14 protein-coding genes are annotated in these 19,168 nt (G+C 51.4%); 9 read left to right on the top strand and 5 right to left on the bottom strand.

What is annotated here, in order from left to right; all coding sequences use genetic code 11:
* The first annotated feature begins 9 nt into the window (after positions 1 to 9).
* From AAGJ81_02480 to AAGJ81_02470, 3 genes are all read left to right on the top strand, one after another.
* The gene (locus AAGJ81_02480; GenBank protein ID MEM0965006.1) at positions 10 to 756 is read left to right on the top strand and encodes a hypothetical protein; all 747 of its coding nucleotides are present in this window, start codon (positions 10 to 12) and stop codon (positions 754 to 756) included.
* An 11-nt stretch (positions 757 to 767) separates the two neighbouring features.
* The gene (locus AAGJ81_02475) at positions 768 to 1,580 is read left to right on the top strand and encodes a PspA/IM30 family protein (GenBank protein ID MEM0965005.1); all 813 of its coding nucleotides are present in this window, start codon (positions 768 to 770) and stop codon (positions 1,578 to 1,580) included.
* A 213-nt stretch (positions 1,581 to 1,793) separates the two neighbouring features.
* Positions 1,794 to 3,581, top strand: a complete 1,788-nt coding sequence (locus AAGJ81_02470; protein ID MEM0965004.1) for an ATP-binding protein — start codon at positions 1,794 to 1,796, stop codon at positions 3,579 to 3,581.
* 22 nt (positions 3,582 to 3,603) lie between these two features.
* On the opposite strand, the gene AAGJ81_02465 is transcribed toward AAGJ81_02470, so the two are convergent.
* The 4 genes from AAGJ81_02465 to AAGJ81_02450 form a co-directional block, all read right to left on the bottom strand.
* Positions 3,604 to 5,016: a hypothetical protein gene (locus tag AAGJ81_02465; protein ID MEM0965003.1), complete on the bottom strand. Its 1,413-nt coding sequence runs from the start codon at positions 5,014 to 5,016 to the stop codon at positions 3,604 to 3,606.
* A 203-nt stretch (positions 5,017 to 5,219) separates the two neighbouring features.
* The gene (locus tag AAGJ81_02460) at positions 5,220 to 6,512 is read right to left on the bottom strand and encodes a FecR family protein (GenBank protein MEM0965002.1); all 1,293 of its coding nucleotides are present in this window, start codon (positions 6,510 to 6,512) and stop codon (positions 5,220 to 5,222) included.
* Between the two features lie 159 nt (positions 6,513 to 6,671).
* Positions 6,672 to 8,816 carry an adenylate/guanylate cyclase domain-containing protein gene (locus AAGJ81_02455; protein ID MEM0965001.1) on the bottom strand — a complete coding sequence of 715 codons (2,145 nt, stop codon included), beginning with the start codon at positions 8,814 to 8,816 and terminating at the stop codon, positions 6,672 to 6,674.
* A 104-nt stretch (positions 8,817 to 8,920) separates the two neighbouring features.
* Positions 8,921 to 9,385, bottom strand: a complete 465-nt coding sequence (locus AAGJ81_02450) for a cyclic nucleotide-binding domain-containing protein (protein MEM0965000.1) — start codon at positions 9,383 to 9,385, stop codon at positions 8,921 to 8,923.
* A gap of 52 nt (positions 9,386 to 9,437) precedes the next feature.
* Here AAGJ81_02450 and AAGJ81_02445 point away from each other — a divergent pair, with 52 nt between their 5' ends.
* The 6 genes from AAGJ81_02445 to AAGJ81_02420 all read left to right on the top strand — a co-directional run bounded on the left by AAGJ81_02445 (position 9,438) and on the right by AAGJ81_02420 (position 17,680).
* Positions 9,438 to 10,241 carry a 3',5'-cyclic-nucleotide phosphodiesterase gene (locus AAGJ81_02445; protein ID MEM0964999.1) on the top strand — a complete coding sequence of 268 codons (804 nt, stop codon included), beginning with the start codon at positions 9,438 to 9,440 and terminating at the stop codon, positions 10,239 to 10,241.
* A gap of 243 nt (positions 10,242 to 10,484) precedes the next feature.
* Positions 10,485 to 11,747, top strand: coding sequence for a glycosyltransferase family 4 protein (locus AAGJ81_02440; GenBank protein ID MEM0964998.1), 1,263 nt, complete (start codon positions 10,485 to 10,487; stop codon positions 11,745 to 11,747).
* On the top strand, positions 11,744 to 13,471 hold the full coding sequence (locus tag AAGJ81_02435; protein ID MEM0964997.1) for an alpha-amylase family glycosyl hydrolase: 1,728 nt from the start codon (positions 11,744 to 11,746) through the stop codon (positions 13,469 to 13,471). Before AAGJ81_02440 ends, AAGJ81_02435 begins: the two co-directional genes overlap by 4 nt.
* 41 nt (positions 13,472 to 13,512) lie before the next feature.
* On the top strand, positions 13,513 to 15,303 hold the full coding sequence (locus tag AAGJ81_02430) for a TIGR03790 family protein (protein MEM0964996.1): 1,791 nt from the start codon (positions 13,513 to 13,515) through the stop codon (positions 15,301 to 15,303).
* 51 nt (positions 15,304 to 15,354) lie between these two features.
* The gene (locus AAGJ81_02425) at positions 15,355 to 16,332 is read left to right on the top strand and encodes an ADP-ribosylglycohydrolase family protein (protein MEM0964995.1); all 978 of its coding nucleotides are present in this window, start codon (positions 15,355 to 15,357) and stop codon (positions 16,330 to 16,332) included.
* A gap of 169 nt (positions 16,333 to 16,501) precedes the next feature.
* Positions 16,502 to 17,680: a DEAD/DEAH box helicase gene (locus tag AAGJ81_02420; protein MEM0964994.1), complete on the top strand. Its 1,179-nt coding sequence runs from the start codon at positions 16,502 to 16,504 to the stop codon at positions 17,678 to 17,680.
* 33 nt (positions 17,681 to 17,713) lie between these two features.
* Here the strand turns inward: AAGJ81_02420 and AAGJ81_02415 are convergent, their stop codons facing one another.
* Positions 17,714 to 19,072, bottom strand: a complete 1,359-nt coding sequence (locus AAGJ81_02415; GenBank protein ID MEM0964993.1) for a hypothetical protein — start codon at positions 19,070 to 19,072, stop codon at positions 17,714 to 17,716.
* Positions 19,073 to 19,168: the final 96 nt, after the last annotated feature.

Genomic DNA, 19,168 nt, shown 5'->3' with positions numbered 1-19,168 from the left:
GGTGTTTTTATGAAAGGCGATGAGAAGCTGATCAAAGAAGAAATCAAAGATGAGATCTTCTACAAACCGGCCTACAGCTTGATTCCCGCATTCGTTGGTTTTCCCATGGCAGTCGCCTCATTTCTTATCGGGAAGTCCATGCCTCTAATCACCGGAATAGGCGTGGGGTTGAGCCTTCTTTCGGTCGGCCTGTACGCTGCCAGAGTGGCTTTCAACTGGCGAAACGCTGGTAAAATACGGGACAAGATTGTCTACCGAAGGGCACGCGAGGCAGAAAAGGCGGTTAACGAGGCTCTCGCCCGTGCCCGGGCCCAGCTAGTCTCGGACGGTGATCCACAGACCGAAGAAATGTTTGATCGGTTACTGGCCCTCCAGAACACGGTTTCAAAAGAAATCGACAGCGAAGTTGCGGGACTTGAGGGAAATTTTGCGATCCAAAATGTTGAGGAACTGGTGAGCACCAGTATCCGCAATCTCGAGGAAAGCGTCCAACTTCTCAGAAAAGCGGAAGAGACTTCGATTGAGTCATTGGAAAAAGCCTCTCTGGATAAAAGAAACGAGCTGATTGAAGAGACCCGAAAGAGTATTCAGTCGATCGAGAGGATCCTTATGGCCTTTATCGACAACCGGAAAAATTACAGCGTTGCGGAGTCTGCTAGAATTCGCGAAGAATTGGACTCTCAGCTCGAAATCTCGAGGCGCGTGCAAGAAAAAATGGACGACTGGCAGATCTCTCCGACCAACATTGAATCTTAACAAGGAAAATTATGTTTAAGGCAATAAGCCGTTTCTTCAAAACCGTAGGTCGCCTTCTTACTGGACGAATCAACGAAAAGACCGACTCAATTGCTGAGGACAGTCACGTCGTCCGCGAGGAGTATAATGAATTGATCGCTCATATGACGAGACAGGTGAGGGACATCCGGGATGCGGTCGCGGGATTGATGGCTCAACAAGAGCGCAAAAAGTCCCAAGCAGAGAAGTTGGTGGGCGAAATTGAGACTTTGGAGAAGAAATCGGCAGGAGCCGTCGCCTACGCCAAGAAAGCAGCGCAGGGAAAGTCAAAGGAAGAGGCGGCTGGGAGCGCGGAGTACACTCGTGCGATGGAAGCGTTTAAGAATTTCAATTCAACCCTTGCTGAGAAACGTTCGCGGGTGAGTGATTTGGAGAGTGACGTTGAGGCTGGAAGCAAACAGATCGAAGCTTACAAGCAGCAGTTGATCAACTTTCAGCGCGAGTTAGAGAAGCTGAAGTCGGAGAAACATGAGGCCGTTGCCGAGATAACAATGGCGAAACACCAGCGGGAAGTCAGTGAGGCTCTAGCGGGAATTGGAAAGGATGATACTGCTGAGCAATTGTCTGCTTTGCGTGACAGGGTGCGGAAAGTCAGCTCTCAAGCTAAAATCACCAGCGAATTGGCCGGGACTGATGTTGCACTCGAGGAAGCTGATTTCTTAAGTATGGCTGAAGAGAGTTTGGCAAAGTCAGAGTTCGACGACTTGATCTTTGGGGAAGAAAAGAAGGAGTCCGAGCCAGAGACCTCACCAAAAGTGTCTGCTCCCGAGAAACTGCCGGAGTAGGTCCTTGAAGGTTCTTCTTTCGATCCGGGCACCGTTGCGCTGGCAACTCTGTGAACTAGTGAAACTCTCTGGGGTGATGGGGAGTCGCTCAAGGAAGACAGGTCACTGATTGGCACGGGTCGCAGACCCGCCTCCAGTAGGGCCGCCTTGCACAGACATATTTTCCATCCCGCCACATCTATCAAACCTTCTCGAATTCGGTATTAGAAGATCATGAAGACAGACCATACGTTCCTTCGAGAGGCGGGAAGAATTGTGAATTCAGGGCAAAGCCGATCCCTGATTCTCCATGGAAACGTTCATGACCTCTTTGCAATCGAAGAAAAGGCTGATCGGGATGAGGTGGTTTACACCGATCTCGGCTCTCTCTTGGCCGCCCGGTGGGGGTTGGCTGGAAACATCATAATCCGTTACGAATTGAACGGGCTTATTCAGATACCGGAGGCAAACCGTGAAGATGTAGGAAAAGCATGGGATGCACTGAGAGGGGGAGTGGATCGCGATGAAGCTGCGATCCGGGAAATGCTCGGAAAAAAGGTCAAGAAGCCAGTCACTCCCAGTCTCGAAGACCGTATCCTCAAGGCCGTTGGTGATAGTCTTCAGGCTCTGGAGATCCTTCGCCAGATCACCTTGTGTTCACGCCGTGGTCTTATCGAGAGCAGGGTCATTATCGTTATCGACAATGCTGATGTCATACTCCCGGAAGGGCCACTGGCTAATTTGTCGGAGAAAGATAGGAGTCGTGTTTGTAAAGTTCAGGATTGGTTTTCGGAACCGTCATTTGCCAGCGGAGAAGACACAGTGGTTCTCGTTGCGGAGGCGGAAAGTCTGATCAATCACCGCGTCTCGCGGCTACCTCAGGTTCTCTCTGTGGAGATCGAATCCCCTGACTTTGAAGCTCGAAAAGAGTTTATTCAGTGGTTCAACGGGACGCTACCGGAAACACAGAAATTGAAGCGTGGTATGAGCCAGACAGCGATTGCTGAGCTGTCAGCTGGATTGTCCCTTTATGCGCTCCAGCAACTGCTAAAAGGCGCGGCCTATCGAAACGAGTCCCTTCGGCCGGAAGACGTTGTTGCCAAAGTGGAGGCATTTATAATCGATCAGATCGGTGAGGACATTGTTGAGTTCAAGAAGCCCGATCACGGGCTCAGGGATGTAGTGGGTTTTTCCCGACTAAAGTCTTACCTGAAGGACGAGTTCATTCCGCGTATTCGTTCGACCGATTCAAGTGCATTGACGGGTGCTGCAGTCGCCGGACCCATTGGCTCTGGAAAGACATTTGTTTTTGAAGCGGTAGCCGGAGAGTTGGGCATAGTGGTGATGACGATCAAAAATATTCGGTCGCAGTGGTTTGGGCAGACCGATGTTCTTTTTGAGAAATTGAAGCGGGTCCTTCAGGCGGTTGGTCGAGCGTTGATTTTTATTGATGAAGCGGACACCCAGTTTGGAGGAGTTGGCAAAGGCGACCATTCAACGGAACGGAGGCTCACTGGAAAGATCCAAGCGTTGATGTCTGACCAGACGATGAAGGGAAAGGTGACTTGGTTATTGATTACGGCGCGTATCCATCTCCTGTCCCCGGATATTCGACGTCCGGGTCGTGCAGGTAGTTTGATTATTCCCGTTCTCGATCCGAAGGGACAGGATCACGAGGACTTTCTCCGGTGGTCTCTTAAAGGAGTGCTGAAGAAAAAGTTGGGGGAGCATGAATTGGAGCGGCTTCGCACTAAAACGGAGGCCTACTCTGCCGCGCAATTTGCTAATTTGAGAAGCGAACTGCGGAGTTTGGGAGCCGCTCTCGATCTCGAGGAAGTCGAAAGACTGATCGATGACCTGATTCCCCCGGACATCGCCGATACCCGTCGCTACCAGACCTTGCAGGCTTTGGTCAATTGCACCCGGAAGAGCTTACTCGATGATCCCGAAGCCTTTTCCGATTCCCTCAGGAAAGAATGGCGCGATGAAATCGCGTTTCTTGAGAGTATTGGTATCGAGTGAACGGCGTCCGACAAAGTCGTCTCTAGAGTAAGAGACGTTGGTCTTCGATACCTCTCTGGTAGGCCGACAGAAGACCCGTTTTCAGATCGATGTGCTGTCGTGCTTCTCGAACGGTGAAGGATGATAGGGATTCAAAATCGACTTCTGCCAGTGGCTTGCAGGGGCTGATATGGCCCAAGCGAACTCCGTCATTGTAGACTTCGCTCATGTCCTCCGAGAAAAGTCCGTCTCTACAGATGGGTAGGTTTTGCATGAGCCCCAGTTTGAGAAGCGATGCGTAACTGGTTCGATTGTTTGAGCTTCCGTGATAGAAACCTCGGCAAAAAGCACGGTCACGCGGAGACGCTCCTCTTCCAAGGATGGCATGCACCCAAGTCCTGAGTTCCCTTTGTTCGGACTCATGCCCTTCCCAAGTCAAATGATGCACCTCGCGATCAACCATAGCGCTTGCCAATTCAACGTTACCCTTCGCTTGCTCGTAAAAATCGTTCCAGCGAGCTTCTTCAACGTCCCTCCTTGCCTGCGGGTTTTCGCCTTCGAGAACACGGTCTATTTCCTCGAAGCAATGTTTGGCGAGATCCCTTTGTCCTTCAAGGTGTTCCAAGACCGAGGTGCGCGCTGCAGAGAGGTTTGACTGAAATTCTGCTTCTTCAAGGGTGGCTCCGACGTCGCTCTCGTCCAGAAGGTGGTTCAGTTCGGCCACGACATCTGACATCTTGCGCTGATCATCTTCGGAGTAAAGGATCCAGCGATCATCCCTTGGGGGAGTTGGGGGCAGGAGGCGTTTGCTAGCAGGATCTTCGGGAAAGCGAAGTTGTTCAACATCGCGGAAATAGGCTTCTAAAAGGTCCGGCCTCAGATTGATCCGTTTTCTGACTTCGTCGATGGTGGTATCGAGGAAAGGTTTGAAATCGATTTGATCCAGAGGAGTGCAATCGGACACAAAACCGAGCTTGGTAGCGTCCAAAAACACCTCACGCGATTCGTCATCCATGCGGTAGGCGTTTGGATAATGGTGTTTAGCAATGTAGGCGAACGCGTCTTCGTTCATGGAGTGAAGACGATTCGTACTGCCCATGGTGAATCCAATCACGAAAGCTTCATCTTTGGGAAGCAGGCCACGACCGAGGAGGATGTGAATGTAGTCGTGCGCTCTGAGGTCAACCCCACCGTAGAAGAACTGTTTTACCAGGTGAGAGTCTTTTCCTTCGGTCCACCGAATTACCTCTGGAATCTCGCCTTGGGGTGCACCTACGATCGTCAAGTACTCGTAAGCCTCTCGGAGTGTAAGGTGTCCCCATGAGAGAGGGAGCAACCACCTCTTGTAGGAGATACCACCTTTCCGCAGTTTTCGGACCCGAATGCCCGGCGGTATTCGGGAATCGTCTTTGGCCGTAAGAAAACTCCCGTCTCTTTTAGAGCTTAGATTATACACGGCGGTGCTTCTTTGAGGGGTGTCGCTGAAATGAAAATCAGAGGAGTCGTAATATTATAAGTTTTGCGCAGTGGGGCTTTCGTGTTCGAAAGAGACCGACAGTTCTAATGTTAGTGGGGAGTGGGCAGCTTTTCTCGAAGAGTGAGGTTGCCGGATATGGATGGAAGAGGTTTGGCGACACGCCAATCAAACACAGGCACTACCTAGGGCGCAAAGTAACCATCGTTGATATCAATCGGATCCGTCACTTGAGTGGAGTCATCCAACAAATCTTGGGAGTCCTCGAAGGGACCCTCTTCATCCGGTTCGTCTAAAAGCGGACCAAATTGATCCTCCACATCGTCCTTGAAACGCTCATCCAGAGGTAGATCGAGACTTAGAAGAAACTTTGCGATAGCAATTGTATCTTCAGCCGAGACCGAACCGTCTTCATAGGATTTCAGAACCTCTTCAAATGCTTTCTCGAGCTTGATCGCGAGCGCGGCTTTTTGATCTTCTGGAAGAAAGTCAATCGCACCGACCGTGACTCGCGGCAGTTCTGCTGGGATCTCACCAACGTCTTCTGGATCGAGGGTCTCAACTCCCTCGTCGCTAATTGTAACTACTTTTCCGGAGGGGAGGTTGCCGAACGCGACGTCAGCAGTCTCAACCAAGGCCGATATACCGCCCACTAGAACCATTGGTTCGAGACCATCTAAAGCCCTATCGTCTTCGTTTTCAAAGAGCTTATTCAAAGCGGCGAGATCGAGGTCGACGATATTATCGTCATCTGAGAGTAAAACGAATCGACCGGCCTTTTGAAGGCTTCCATCCTCTATCCTCTGGTCCTGTTCGGCGATAGCGGCATCAATGAAGGGAAGACTTTGCAAGGGAGAGTCGAAGCCGTTCACCAGTTGAGAGTCCTTGACAAAGGCCTCAAGGTCGAAGTTGAGGACAGGGCCCCTACCTGATTCCCCATTCGAGACACCGGGCAAATTCGGTTGAACAAAGGTCATCTGTCCGGCTTCCAGAAATGCCGTTGAATTGTCTGGAAACGTGACTGTGGCCGACCCTTCAAGAACGAAAACTTTGAAACCGCCGTCTTCTGTTGCCTCAACAATGATGGTAGTTCCGACTACTGATGCGGTAGCCGAGGCCGTAACAATTCTTCCTCCGCCACGCCCTTCTGGTGAGCTAAAGAGAATGGAACCACGCTCCAGCTTGATCGTGCGGTCGTTTTCTTGAAAGGAAAAGAGGGTGTTCGAGCCGATCCGGGTGATCGTTCCATCCTCTGCCTCCAGCCTAGCCCTCGATCTCCGTCCTGTCTCCAAAAAATCGGGTGCTTTGAAGATTTCTCCTTCAAATGCCGGACTCGAATCGAGATCTTTTCCGGTGAGAACACTGACGTCGGAAACGGTTTCAACGATCGTGGACTCCTTCAACCCAGCAGGTGAGTCAGCCCCATACGCTAGTAGGGCGGTGATGAAAAGGGATAGTACGGCAACAATGTTTTTCATGGCTGATTCTCCTGTGGCTCTGAAGGTGTTTAGAGAGAAAACGTCGGAGGATGGACGACTTTTTCAGATCGTTCGAGGTATAAATCGAAAAAAATCTGAACCTTTTTCCTGTGTTTCGAGCGGTTTTTCTCTTCTCTGCAGCACCTTGCACGCGAGTGACTACTTAGTCTCCATCACGTAAACGAAATCCCAGTTTTCCGGAGGCGGCATCGTAATCAGCAATTTACAGCGTTCTTCGTAAAGCGTCGCACTCTGGACTAACGCGGGAACGCTTTCTTTGAGTCGAGAGAAATGCGTCTGAGCGGTTTTGAAGTCACGCTCGCGATATTTTGTGAGTGATTGGTTCCACTGATCCAACCAGGAGGGCTCGGGATCTGAAACAAAGTTGATCGGCTCGTAGGTGTGAACGCCTTTACTCTTTCCTTTGACTCGGATAATGTCCACATCCCGAAACCGAACCTTGTTTTTGCACAGCTGGTAGACTTCTTCGGAGACGAGGATGCTGCAACCGTATTGCTTGGTTGCCCCTTCGAGGCGGGAGCCGAGATTGACGACATCTCCCATGACAGCAAATTCTTTGCGATTGGAGTGGCCCATGTTTCCAACAAATGCGTTTCCGTGACTAATCCCGATACCGATCTTAAACGGGAGTTTATCGGGATCGTTAGACCAATTTCGGTTGAGCTCGATCATCTGCTGCTCCATGTCGAGAGCCGAGCTGACCGCATGTAAACAGTCATTCTCTGCGCCCTTACTGAAGAGTCCTCCCCAGACGGCAAGAATAGCATCACCAATGTATTTGTTGAGGGTGCCATTGTGTTTGTGGATACAGCCAACCATGCTCTCGAAATAGTCATTCAAGTGTGCGACAAGTTTGACGGGAGCGTAGTGCTCGCTAAGCGTGGTGAAGCCGCGAATATCAGAAAAGAGAACTGCGACTGGACGGCTGACACCCGTGAGTATGGTTTCCAGCTCGGATGACTCGTCGGACAGGACGCTGGCGACCTCCGGAGATACGTACCGGCTCAGATAGCCTTTCAGTTTCAGTCGGTCATATTGACTTAGGGCGAAGTCGTAGATGATGAAGGTGAATCCGGTGCCAAGGAGTATCCAGAGAGCAGGAACAATAGGGACGACAAGATGCAGATGATTGAAGGCAAGTTGCGAAAGAACGAGGTAGACAACTATCAATGCCACCATCCATCCGGCTTTTTGCAGAGCGCCCCTGAACTTCAGCGTGCCGATCAGCAAAGCGAAGGCGAAAAAGACAAGGGCAGCGAGACGGGCCGGGCCTCGAAGTTCAGTGAAGAATGATCGGTTCAGCAGTGAACGGGTGATGTGGGCATGATATTCGACCCCGAATAAGTCTCCGATCGGAGTGGCATAGATGTCTTTGAAAAAATCGGAAAATGGACCGACAAGAACGATGGCATCTTGAAACAGGGACTTTTGAGCATCGAACCGATCCTCGAGGAGAACATCGAGGTAACTGACCGTCGGGAAGTAGTCCAGTCCACCGTAGTTGACGAGTGGAGACTGGAAGAGAGGCGGAACTTCCTCGCGCACTGCAGGATCAGACAGAATGGCTGCTTGTGTGCCGAGCGAGAAAGAGGGTGGAGATCTCTTCGCACGGTTTAAGACATTCGCCCGCAGTGCGGGATCCAAAATAAACCTTTGGTTTTCGGCATACAGATTCGTTCGAAGTTTGGCCCGCCGTAGAACACCATCGGAATCTCGCTCTATGTTTACAAAGCCAAGGAGTTCCTCTTCACCCTCGATCGGAAGGAGATCCTCATAAGGAAGGCTCTCCACCATTCTGATTTCGCCTAGTTCGGATTCAACAGGAACGTAGTTATAGCTTATGATGAGTCTTCCAATATTGGCTTCTATAACCTCGTAAAATTGCCAATCGCCTTCATTCGGCGTCGGAAAAATAAAGTCAAACGCCACAACCCTTGCACCTGCATCAAAGAGTCGCTCCGCGAGAAAGCCGTGAACCGATCGGTTCCAAGGCCACGAACTATTCAGATTCGACACTTCAGGATTTGCTGCTAGGTCCTCCTCTGACACTTCTCCTGAAAGAACAGAATAGAGGGAGGCGTCATCCACCCCTACGATGACGATTGGTGCTCTGTCCTTGGCACTGTCTTCGAATCCCCGAATAAAGTAGCGAAAACTCAGAAAGGACTGATCAATCGAGTAGAAAAACTTGAAATACTCGAATTGCGGGAGCAAAGCAGTGCCAGTCAGAACTGCTGTGATCGCGGAGAAAACAAGGACTCGGCGACGTTTGAGGAATTTCATCAGACCTTCGGTTGTCCAATGCCTTTTGTCTGCCCCCATAAACTGGTATCAGTGCATTACAGATTGTTCAGAGAGCACGTCAGTAGGTGCTCGAAAGTACTTGCTCAAAGAACCCGCTCGTTTGCTTCCCGAAGACGCTTGGCCAGTTGCCGGGCTACTGAGAGGAGGAATTCATTTGCCGCCACCGGGTGGGATTTGCATAAGCTCTCGAACGCCTCTGGCTTCATCTTGAGAACCATCGAGTCTGGAAGGGCTTTTACAGTTGCGCTGGCCTTGCTGGTCGGGTCGACCAAGCACACCTCTCCAATAAACTGACCCTCACCAATCCGCCCAAGGAGTCGGTTAGGTGCATCTGGATTGGCATGACTAATCGCATGAAACTTGCCATCAATTGTGAAAAACAGGGCCTCTGGGCGAGTGCCTTGTTCTACGAGAATGGTTTCTTTCTTGATCGATACGATTTCAGTAAAATCTTCTTCGGCGAGAATTCTTCGCGTCTCGTCTGATATGCCCTCTTCGGTGGAAAGAATACCCGTATCGAGAAGGATTTCAAAGTCGCGAAGGCCCATAGTGGCAGGGTGGTTTCTCTCTAAATCGGAGGCAAGCAAATAGGTCAGTCGAATGTTTCGGCTTTCCCCACGTTTAAATCTTAGGCAGGCTGCGGCTGTGGAAATTGAGGTCCTTGGTAATGGTGGTGGCTTGGGTGAGCCCACGACTTCGATTCGGGTGGGAGATGAAGTTCTATTCGATGCAGGAAGTGGTCTAGAAGCTCTTGAGGATGGTCGGGTGCAGCAGATTCGGAGAGTCTACCTGACCCACGCTCATGCGGATCATATCAGTGCTTTGCCTCTTCTCATCGAAACCTTATTCGAAGAAGGTCCTGGGCCTGGTGTGGAAGTGTTTGGTCTTCCAGAGGTGTTAAACGTCCTTCGAACTCATGTGTTTAACGGTCTTGTTTGGCCGGACTTTGAGAAAATTCCGGATGAGAAGAAGGGTTTCCTCCGGCTGACCGAGCTGGCATGCGGAAAGAGTATATCGGATCCCTCGGGGATTTCTCTCACCCCGTTTGCGACTCGACACGGTGTACCGAGCTGCGGCTATGGGATCACCTTCCCGTCAGGAAGGCGTTTGGCTTTAACAGGGGATACGGGTTACGATGAGGTGCTGGTTGAAAGTTTGAATGAATTAGGAGGTTTGGACGTTCTGTGCACGGAGTGCTCTTATGCTGTAGGGGATACGGAGAAGGCGATGCGGTTTGGACACCTCACTCCTGAGCTCGTGCAACGGATTGTCGCCGGACTAAGGGTCAGTCCAAAAGAGGTATGGGTGGGGCACTTCAAGCCAAGATTCAAAGGAGTGGTGGAAGCCGAATTGCGGGACTCCGGCTTTATCATCCCGAGTCCAGGCTATTTAAGGTCGTTTTAAGCGTTTGTCCTCAGGTGGATCCGTCCGTGGGCAAGACACTTGGATTCTGTTTTAGCGTCCCGCCAAAGGCGTTTCATGAGAGTCATGTGCGGGATGAGCGGATGATCCACTAACACGTTGAACCGATAAACGGGTTAGCTTGAAAGTCTGCATCGCAGGTTCTCGATCACTATTGGCTGAACGTTCTCTGCCTTTTTTTCTTGGTTCGAGGCATGCTCTTTGCTGGATTACTCACGCTCTCCTATGCCAAAGAATATTGGATTCGTTTCTACTCGTTTTGCTGGACAGGACGGGGTTTCACTGGAAAGTGCAAAGTGGGCGGAAGCACTTTGGGAAGACAAACATATCTCGTACTGGTACAGCGGTAAGAGCGATCGTCATGAATCCATCACGCATTGCGTGCCCGAAGCCTACTTTGGGTTTGCTGAGAACCAATGGATTAATGATCGGATTTGGGGAAAGACCCGCAGAGGTCCTGAAGTGACTGCCCGCATCCGGGATCTTTCAGGGTACCTCAAAAGAACGCTGTATGATTTTGTCGAAAGATTTCGGATTGACGTAATCGTTCCTCAAAATGTGCTCGCGATTCCTATGCATGTTCCTCTTGGAATTGCTCTAACGGAGTTTCTCGCGGAGACACAGATTCCCACGATCGCGCACCACCATGATTTTTATTGGGAGCGAACGCGTTTTAGCGTGGGTGCGGTTCAGGAGTACCTCGACATGGCTTTCCCCGCCCGGATGTCGAACATGAGGCATGTCGTCATCAATCAGGCGGCTCAGGAACAGCTTTCTTTACGGAAGGGTGTTTCATCGCTCCTAATTCCCAACGTCTTCGATTTCGACAACGCTCCTGAGAGTCCGGACGAATATGCTGCGGACTTTCGATCGGAAATCGGCCTTACGAATGACGATATCCTGATTCTTCAGCCGACTCGCATTGTTCCACGAAAGGGGATCGAGCACTCCATCAAGTTGATTGGAGCCCTTGAGGATCCGCGCTGTAAGCTGGTGATCACCCATGAGGCTGGTGACGAGGGTTTCGAGTATTCCAATCGCCTTCAGGAACTTGCCCATGAAGAAGGCGTCGATTTGCGGTTTGTAGCCGACCGGATTAGCGAAGTGCGGCAGTACGATTCAGAGGGAAGAAAAGTGTACACCCTTTGGGATGCTTATCTGCATGCTGATCTGGTGACTTATCCCAGCCTCTACGAGGGATTTGGGAACGCTTTGTTGGAGGCAATTTACTTCCGGTTGCCAACTGTGATCAACCGCTACTCAATTTACGTTCAGGACATTGAGCCGAAAGGGTTTCGCCTGCTTGAGATGGATGGCTTTGTCACTCAAAAGGTGATCCGCCAAGTCCAGAGAGTTCTCGCAGATGAAGATTACCGTCGAAAGATGGTCGAGCACAACTTTAAGACAGCGAGGCGTTTCTACAGTTACAGTGTGCTCCGCAGGAATCTCCGCACCCTCCTCACCAGTTTGACCGGGATGTCGTCATGATTCGTTTCGTTTCCCATCAGCAGTTTGAGAACATTCAGCGCCGCTTCCGGCATCTCTACGGCGAGGAAGCGGATCGTATGACCCGTAGATTCTACGCAGCTCTCGGTCGGTATGGAGTTGGTTTGCATCCCGTTCGGCCGGACACGCTTTGGAACGAAAAGAGTGTGGTTCTGATTACGTATGGTGATACGGTCCAGGCAGTCGACGAGCCTCCGCTGCAGACCCTTCGGAAGTTTTGCCTTCGCTATCTTAAGGGGGCGGTCAGTACGATTCACATTCTTCCGTTCTTTCCGTGGAGTTCGGATGATGGGTTTTCTGTGAAAGACTATCGTGAGGTAGATCCCCACTTGGGAGGTTGGGAGGACGTTCGTTCGCTCTCTTCCGAATTTGGAGTGATGGCCGATCTGGTTCTCAATCACTGTTCCGCAAAAGGGGAGTGGTTCAAGGAGTTTATTCAGGGCATACAGCCCGGGGCGGATTACTTTGTCACCGAGGACCCTGAAGTAGATGTAAGTATGGTAGTGAGGCCTCGAACCTCCCCGCTCCTTACCAAGTTTGCGACCAGAGATGGGGAAAAGCACGTATGGACTACCTTTAGTGCGGACCAAGTGGATCTGAATTGGAAGGACCCGAATTTATTCTTCGAGTTTGTCGATATTCTCTTTCTCTACCTTTCGATGGGAATACGGGTGCTACGACTGGATGCGGTAGCTTTTCTTTGGAAAGAGGTTGGCACAGAGTGTATCCATCTCGCGGAGACGCATGAAGTGGTAAAGCTCTTCCGCGACATTCTTGAGGTTGTGGCACCGGAGACAATCCTTCTCACCGAAACGAATGTTCCTCACGAAGAGAATATCAGTTATTTTGGCAATAATGATGAGGCACACATGGTGTATCAGTTTGCTTTACCGCCTCTGCTTTTGCATGGGCTTCTCACGGGAACGGCGCGTCATCTGACACGGTGGGCTGCGTCTCTACCTGATTTGGGTCCCGAGCAGTCTTTCCTGAATTTTACTGCCAGCCACGACGGGGTTGGGGTGCGGCCACTGACTGGGCTCTTGCCGGAGAGTGAGATTGCAAAGGTGATTTCGACGGTTAAGAAGCGGGGCGGCTTGGTTTCGACGAAGACAAATTCAGATGGTAGTGAGAGTCCGTACGAATTGAATATCACCTATGCTTCAGCTCTATCTGATCCCGATAATGTGTCTCTGGGAATCAGAAGGTTCCTGTGTTCCCAGGTGGTTGCGCTCAGCCTTCGCGGGATACCGGCAGTGTATTTGCCCAGCTTGTTTGGTGCACAGAACGATCAAGAAGGGGTGAGGCGAACCGGTAGGAGTCGATCAATCAACCGGGAAAAGTGGCAGGTCGAAAAACTCGAGGCGGAGTTGGCGAAAGACGGTCCCAGTCGTGATGTCTTTGAAGAGTATTTGCTGCTCCTTCGGCGGCGGGGTGGCTACTCCGCCTTTCACCCGAACTCAGTCCAGAGCGTTCATGCTGTCCGAGAGGATTGCTTGGTGGTTGAGCGAATCTCGAAAGAGCAGCGGGTGTTGTGCATTTCCAACTTTTCGGCAGAGAAGGTGACCTTTAAGGGGCTGGATCGAATCAATGGAGTCGCAGGAATCGAGGTTTTCTTCGAGATTATTTCGGGAAAGACCATAAGACCGAGAAAGAGGGGAGTCACACTGGCTCCCTACCAATCCGTCTGGTTGGCTCCCAAGAAATAGCGATCCTCGACTGAAGGGTTGCCAGTTTAGTGCTATGTTTGGTGGTGATCAGGCTGGCCGTCATAGCTCTCACCTCATTTTTCTGTGCCTTTTCTTCGTCCGCAATCACGGCTGAGAACGTTCTCGTTGTCTACAATAGCGAGGAGCCGGACAGCTTGGAAGTGTTCAACTACTACACAAATGCGAGACCTGGCGTTCTTTCCTTGGATTTGAATGATTCAAGTCTTTTGCCCGGAACCGTATCATACAGCGACTTCGGGTCAAAAATCCGGGATCCGATCAGGGCACACCTGAATGAAAATGATCTCTCAGAGGATGTAATGGTCATTGTCCTTACAAAAGGAATCCCGCACCGAATTCAGGATTTGGACTTAGAGAACCCCAACTTAGGAGATAGCCCTCAACAGGCGTCGGCCGCCTATTCTGACAGAAACCTTACTTACGCTTCGGTGGACTCAGAACTGATATTTCTTCAGTTCGACCTGGACGAGGGGGAGCAGGGTGGAGAGATGGATTCGCCCGCAGATCGTGCTATCTACAATCCCTACTTCGAGGAGACTGCGCCATTCTCAAGTTTTGACCGCACCGACATAAAATCTGATAGCAGTGACTTCTTTCAGCGTGACACTACCTATAATTGGTGGAGAGGCTACGAGACTCTGCAATTTCGGGTGAGTGCCATTGAGATTCCGATGGATGCAGGCCATATTTATCTAACGGCGCGCCTGGATGGGGAGACCGCAGATGATGTGAAAGCGATGATTGACCAAGCTGCTTCGATCACGATTCGCAAACAGACCGATGCTTTGTTGTTCGATGCTGATGGCCGAAGTGATCCTCTCCAGGACGACAGGTATCCGCTGGATATCACTTTCACTCCAGTAGATGATTATGGTGAAGTGGACACACTCTTTTCGGGCGAATGGAGTCGGGTAATTGTAGACAGGACGGGATCTTTTCTCATTGGTGAGACAAATACAGTTACTTTCACACCCGTCACGGCCACCACGGGACCAGTGGCTCACTTGAATTCCTATGGCGTTAATCATTCGGGGAGCGGTGAGCGGCAATATCTTTCCAGTTTTGCCAATCAATTGGTTCCGGGAGCTAGTTTTGCTGCTTACGAGAGCTATGGTGCTGCGGGTTTGGGCGGTGTTACTCCCCCAATCAATCAGGCGCAGGTTGAAGAGTGGATCACTGCTGGGGGAACCTTTGCGACGGGCACCGTCTGGGAACCGTTTACCTTCGGGATCTCGCGGAGTGTGATTTTTCTGGATGGTTTTTTCAATCATGGGCTGACCTACGTCGAGGCTGCGTGGTCATCGATTATGCAGGTGTCCTGGCAGTCCGTGGTGCTTGGTGATCCGTTGGCAACGGCAACCATTATTGATGCGGAACCTTACTACGTCTGGACCCTGGCGGAGTTGGGGACAACGCCCACAGTGAACTCAAACGCTGCCGAGGATGCGGATTTTGAGTCCGACCGTGTGCCCAATGGTGTTGAGTATGGATTGGATTTGAATCCAGCGGAATTCACCTCTGCGATTGTAGAGGTATCTACAGGCCTTTCGGAACAAGGCCCGATTACCCTTTCCTTTCTGCTGCCAGAGACCGTACCAGCTGACGTGCAGATTGAGGTAGAGGCGAATAGCGGCCTGGAATCAGACGGGTGGTCTTCAGTCGCTCTGAGAGATACGAGTGGAATCTGGTCGGGAACTGCCTTGGTCGAAGAAAGTGTGGTGGCCGGTGGGACTTTGGTGCAGGTGACACCACCATTTTCAGAAGAGGTAGATGAATCCGGTTTTTTCCGGCTGAGTATCGAAATTCTCTGAGGTTTCTTTACTGCACCTTGGAATTTTGGAGTTATCGCGTAGACTGGAGCGGTGGAAAATGTTCTCGAAAACGCAATGGTGGGAGCAATGGCGGCCGATGCTGTCGCGATGCCAGTCCATTGGTATTATGATCGGTCGGCCATGGATCGCGATTACGGACAAATCCAGGATTTCGTCGCGCCAAAAAACCCTCATCCCGATAGCATTCTTTGGCGATCGCGTTACCAACCGAGAAACAAAAACGGAGAAATTCTCCACGATCAGGCGCAGTATTGGGGCAAGCGTGGAGTGCATTACCACCAGTTTTTGCGAGCGGGAGAAAGCACGATCAATTTTCGACTAGGGCAGGAGCTTTATGCACTCGTGTTGAAGGATAGGAGGTATGACGCCGGTAGTTGGATAAGGCACTACGTGGATTGTCTGCGGACTCCCGGCTGGCATAGCGATACCTACCTTGAGGAGTACCATCGGGAATTTTTTGATAATCTCGCTCGTGGAGTTCGCGTCGAAGACTGTGGAATCGAGGATATTCACATTGGTGGATTGACGGCGGTTCCTTTTCTCTTGGCCGCTCTGGAGGCGATCGGAGAAGCCGACCGCGAAGATGTTATGGATAGGGTTCGAGATCACATCGCTTTGACTCATCGCAGCAGGGTGGCCCTACAGGCGGCAAAGGCTCACGCGAAGATTCTACTACTGCAGGCGTCAGGAACTCCTCTGCGAGAAGCGATTGAGCAAATTGCGTCTCCGTGGGCATCTGCGGAAAAATTCGAATCTTGGAGAGATTGGGACGACCGGACAGTGGTTGGACGACACCTGTCACCGGCCTGTTACCTTCCTGAATCCTTTACCGCGTCCCTTTTCATTTCCTGGAGGTATGCGAAAGACTTTGAGGCGGGTATCCTTGCGAATGCCCGATGTGGCGGAGACAATTGTCACCGGGGCGCAGTTGTGGGATCTCTTCTTGGGGCTGAAAACGGTGTCCCCGACAAGTGGCGAGAAGGACTTCTGGCTTTTCAGGAAGCGTAGGTCGCCGTCCGGTGGACTCGGGAAAGGGAGCAGCAGATCACGCTGCTCGTTGTCCCATCTCCCCAAAAATCGTCCTCGCCAATGAAGGTCCCAAGGTCTTTGCTCTGAGGTTTTTAAAAATGCGAAGGAGAGCTGAACTGGAGAAGAACCGCTTCTTCGCCCTAACCACATGAAGTTTGCAGACCTCCCATTTCGGCCCGAAATCCTCGAAGCGATTCAGGAAATCGGCTACGACTCGCCAACACCTATCCAGGAACAGGCTATTCCGGTTATTCTTGAGGGGAAGGATGTGATAGGCTCTGCCCAGACGGGAACCGGAAAGACGGCGGCTTTCGCACTCCCAACCATTCAACGTTTGGGAGAACATGGGAAGTGCCGTTGTCTTGCGATTGGCCCTACCCGGGAGTTGGCCGCTCAAGTAGAAGAGAACTTTCGTGCGTATGGTAAACACCTCGATCTCCGGATTACTCTCCTTCATGGAGGAGTTGGTTATGGCAAACAGAAAGAGGACCTCGCACGTGGAATGGATGTGATTGTCGCTACGCCGGGGCGTTTACTGGATCACGTCCAGCAGGGGACAGCCTCCCTAAACGACGTTGAAATCCTGATTTTGGATGAAGTCGATCGCATGCTGGACATGGGATTTATCGAAGACGTTCGGAAAATCGTGAAGAAGTGCTCCAAGAAAGGAAGACAAACTCTCCTGTTCTCAGCAACCGTCCCTGATACAATTCAACGCCTTGCGAATTGGGCGTTAAAGGATCCGGTGAACATCTCGATCGGACAGAACCTCTCCCCTGCATCAACGGTCAAGCATGAGGTGTATCCGGTAAACGCGATGCAGAAATTCGATCTGCTGGTTTCACTGCTGAACCAGTTTGAGGCGAAAAACACCCTGATTTTTTGTCGGATGCGAAGAGGTTCGGATCGAGTGGCACGGTGGCTGATGGAACGGGGATTTAACGTTGGCGTCATTCACTCCGATCTTTCTCAAAAGGACCGCACGAAGGCGCTCGAAAAATTTAAGAAGGGCGAAATCCCGATTCTGGTAGCGACTGACATCGCTTCGCGCGGGCTCGACATTGCAGACGTCACCCACGTGGTAAACTACGACGTCCCCCAGCATGCCGAAGACTATGTTCACCGGATCGGCCGGACTGGTCGGGCGAAACGGGAGGGGAATGCGGTGACACTGCAGGCTCCTGATGAAACCAGCGCTCTGATGGCAATTGAGTCTTACATAAAACGGGAAGTGCCGAAAGCGAAGCTGGAAGGCTTCGCTTACCGGTATGATCCGCTCGAAGGAGTCAATCAGCGAAAAACCCGGCCGAAGCGGCGAAATCGCTGAGCTTCAAAGGTAATGCCATTGCATAAATCACCCTTACTGGGTGATGGTGATGTTTGGTGGTTGTTTTGACTCAGTTCGTTGTCGAAGTTTTGGCCAGTGTGTCTGGGTTTTTCTGACCTTTCTTGGGCACGAACGTGTTCTTCTTTTGGGAGTATAGTAAAGTGAGGAGTCCTCTGAGAGGCTTTGAACTATGGCTTTGAACTGATCGTGGCTGAGGTGTTTACCGACCTGTGTTTGCAAGGGCCAGATCACGCGCATTTGCTCTGCGACGACATCAAAGCGTATTCTTCGGGACTTTTCCTGGGGTTGGTTCATTGTGCTCAGCCGCAGGCGCTCTCTTGCAATGAGGGAACTGGCCCAAACCATCGACAGGATCTCTATATGTGCGGTCTCGATGAGCTGAGCCTTCAGGTACTTTTGCTTTTTGAGCTCCAGTTTGAGTTCGCGGTAGTAGGCCTCGTGTTCCCAGCGTTCCCGGTATAGCTCGACCAATTGTAGTGCCGGATCTCTTCGGCAATCCATGAAGTTCGTCCAGAGGCGGTATGGGTCTGTGCGGGGCTGGCCTTGCCCATCGATGCTCGTCACCTCGAAGCGTATCTCCCGAACCCGGTGGGTAGCAATGATGTCGCCTGGCCGGCGACGGCTCCGCACGTCTACTTCGACGATCCACGAGCCGTCTTCGAGTTGCTCGATCTCCCGGCTGGTTTGAACTGCCGATAACTTTAACAAAAACGCTCTACAGAAGCTCTGTTCGAGCAACTGATGCAGGAACCATGCTACCCCGTAGCGGCGGTCTGCAAAAAGCATGTCCGAACCAGTGAGCTTGCTGATTAGACCCATAGACAACTCCATCTCCGACTCACCTTCAACACCAACGCTTAGAGCGACCGGGTTGTGCGGCCCGAGTTCCACCAGTGAACTCGCATAAATCTGGGGAAAGGCAACCTCGCCCGGCTCCTCTCCCATGCGGTTGCGGCTTTTGGATTTAGGAACCTTCTCCAGGATCGCATCCGTGTTGATGAGTGTAAAACACGTCCCGTCGATACCTACCATGCGGTAGTCGTGGTAATAGCCCTGGGGGTTCGTGCTGCGCTCGCCGATCGGACCGAGTAGACTCTCGCTCACCGCTTCCAATTGATTTTTCGGGATCTTTGCCAAACGACGCGATATCGTCGAGCCTTCCAGATTCTTACTGCAGGTCTTCTCCACATGTTCGGTCATCCCTCCACGGTTGAAGATCTTCTGGCGGATCGTCGAGAACAACAACGTCCCTAAACTTACCCCTGCAGGTCGGCCACGTCCTCGTGAAGAACCGCGAAAGTCCGAGAGCACCTCGTCGAACCTCGAGATGATTCCTCTTATGTCGATATAGGATAGATCCGTGTCGTGCATCCCAATCTTGCAGCACAACACTGAACGAAGGTACAGCCTTTTTTACGAAAAAATGTAAGCTCCCAAATGGGCTCTCTAATTATGCAATGGCATTAG

The sequence above is a fragment of the Verrucomicrobiota bacterium genome (genome assembly GCA_038744685.1).
Lineage (GTDB): Bacteria > Verrucomicrobiota > Verrucomicrobiia > Opitutales > Puniceicoccaceae > Puniceicoccus.
Note: the sequence above shows the minus strand (reverse complement) of the source record. Positions and strands in the feature narration are given on the sequence as shown.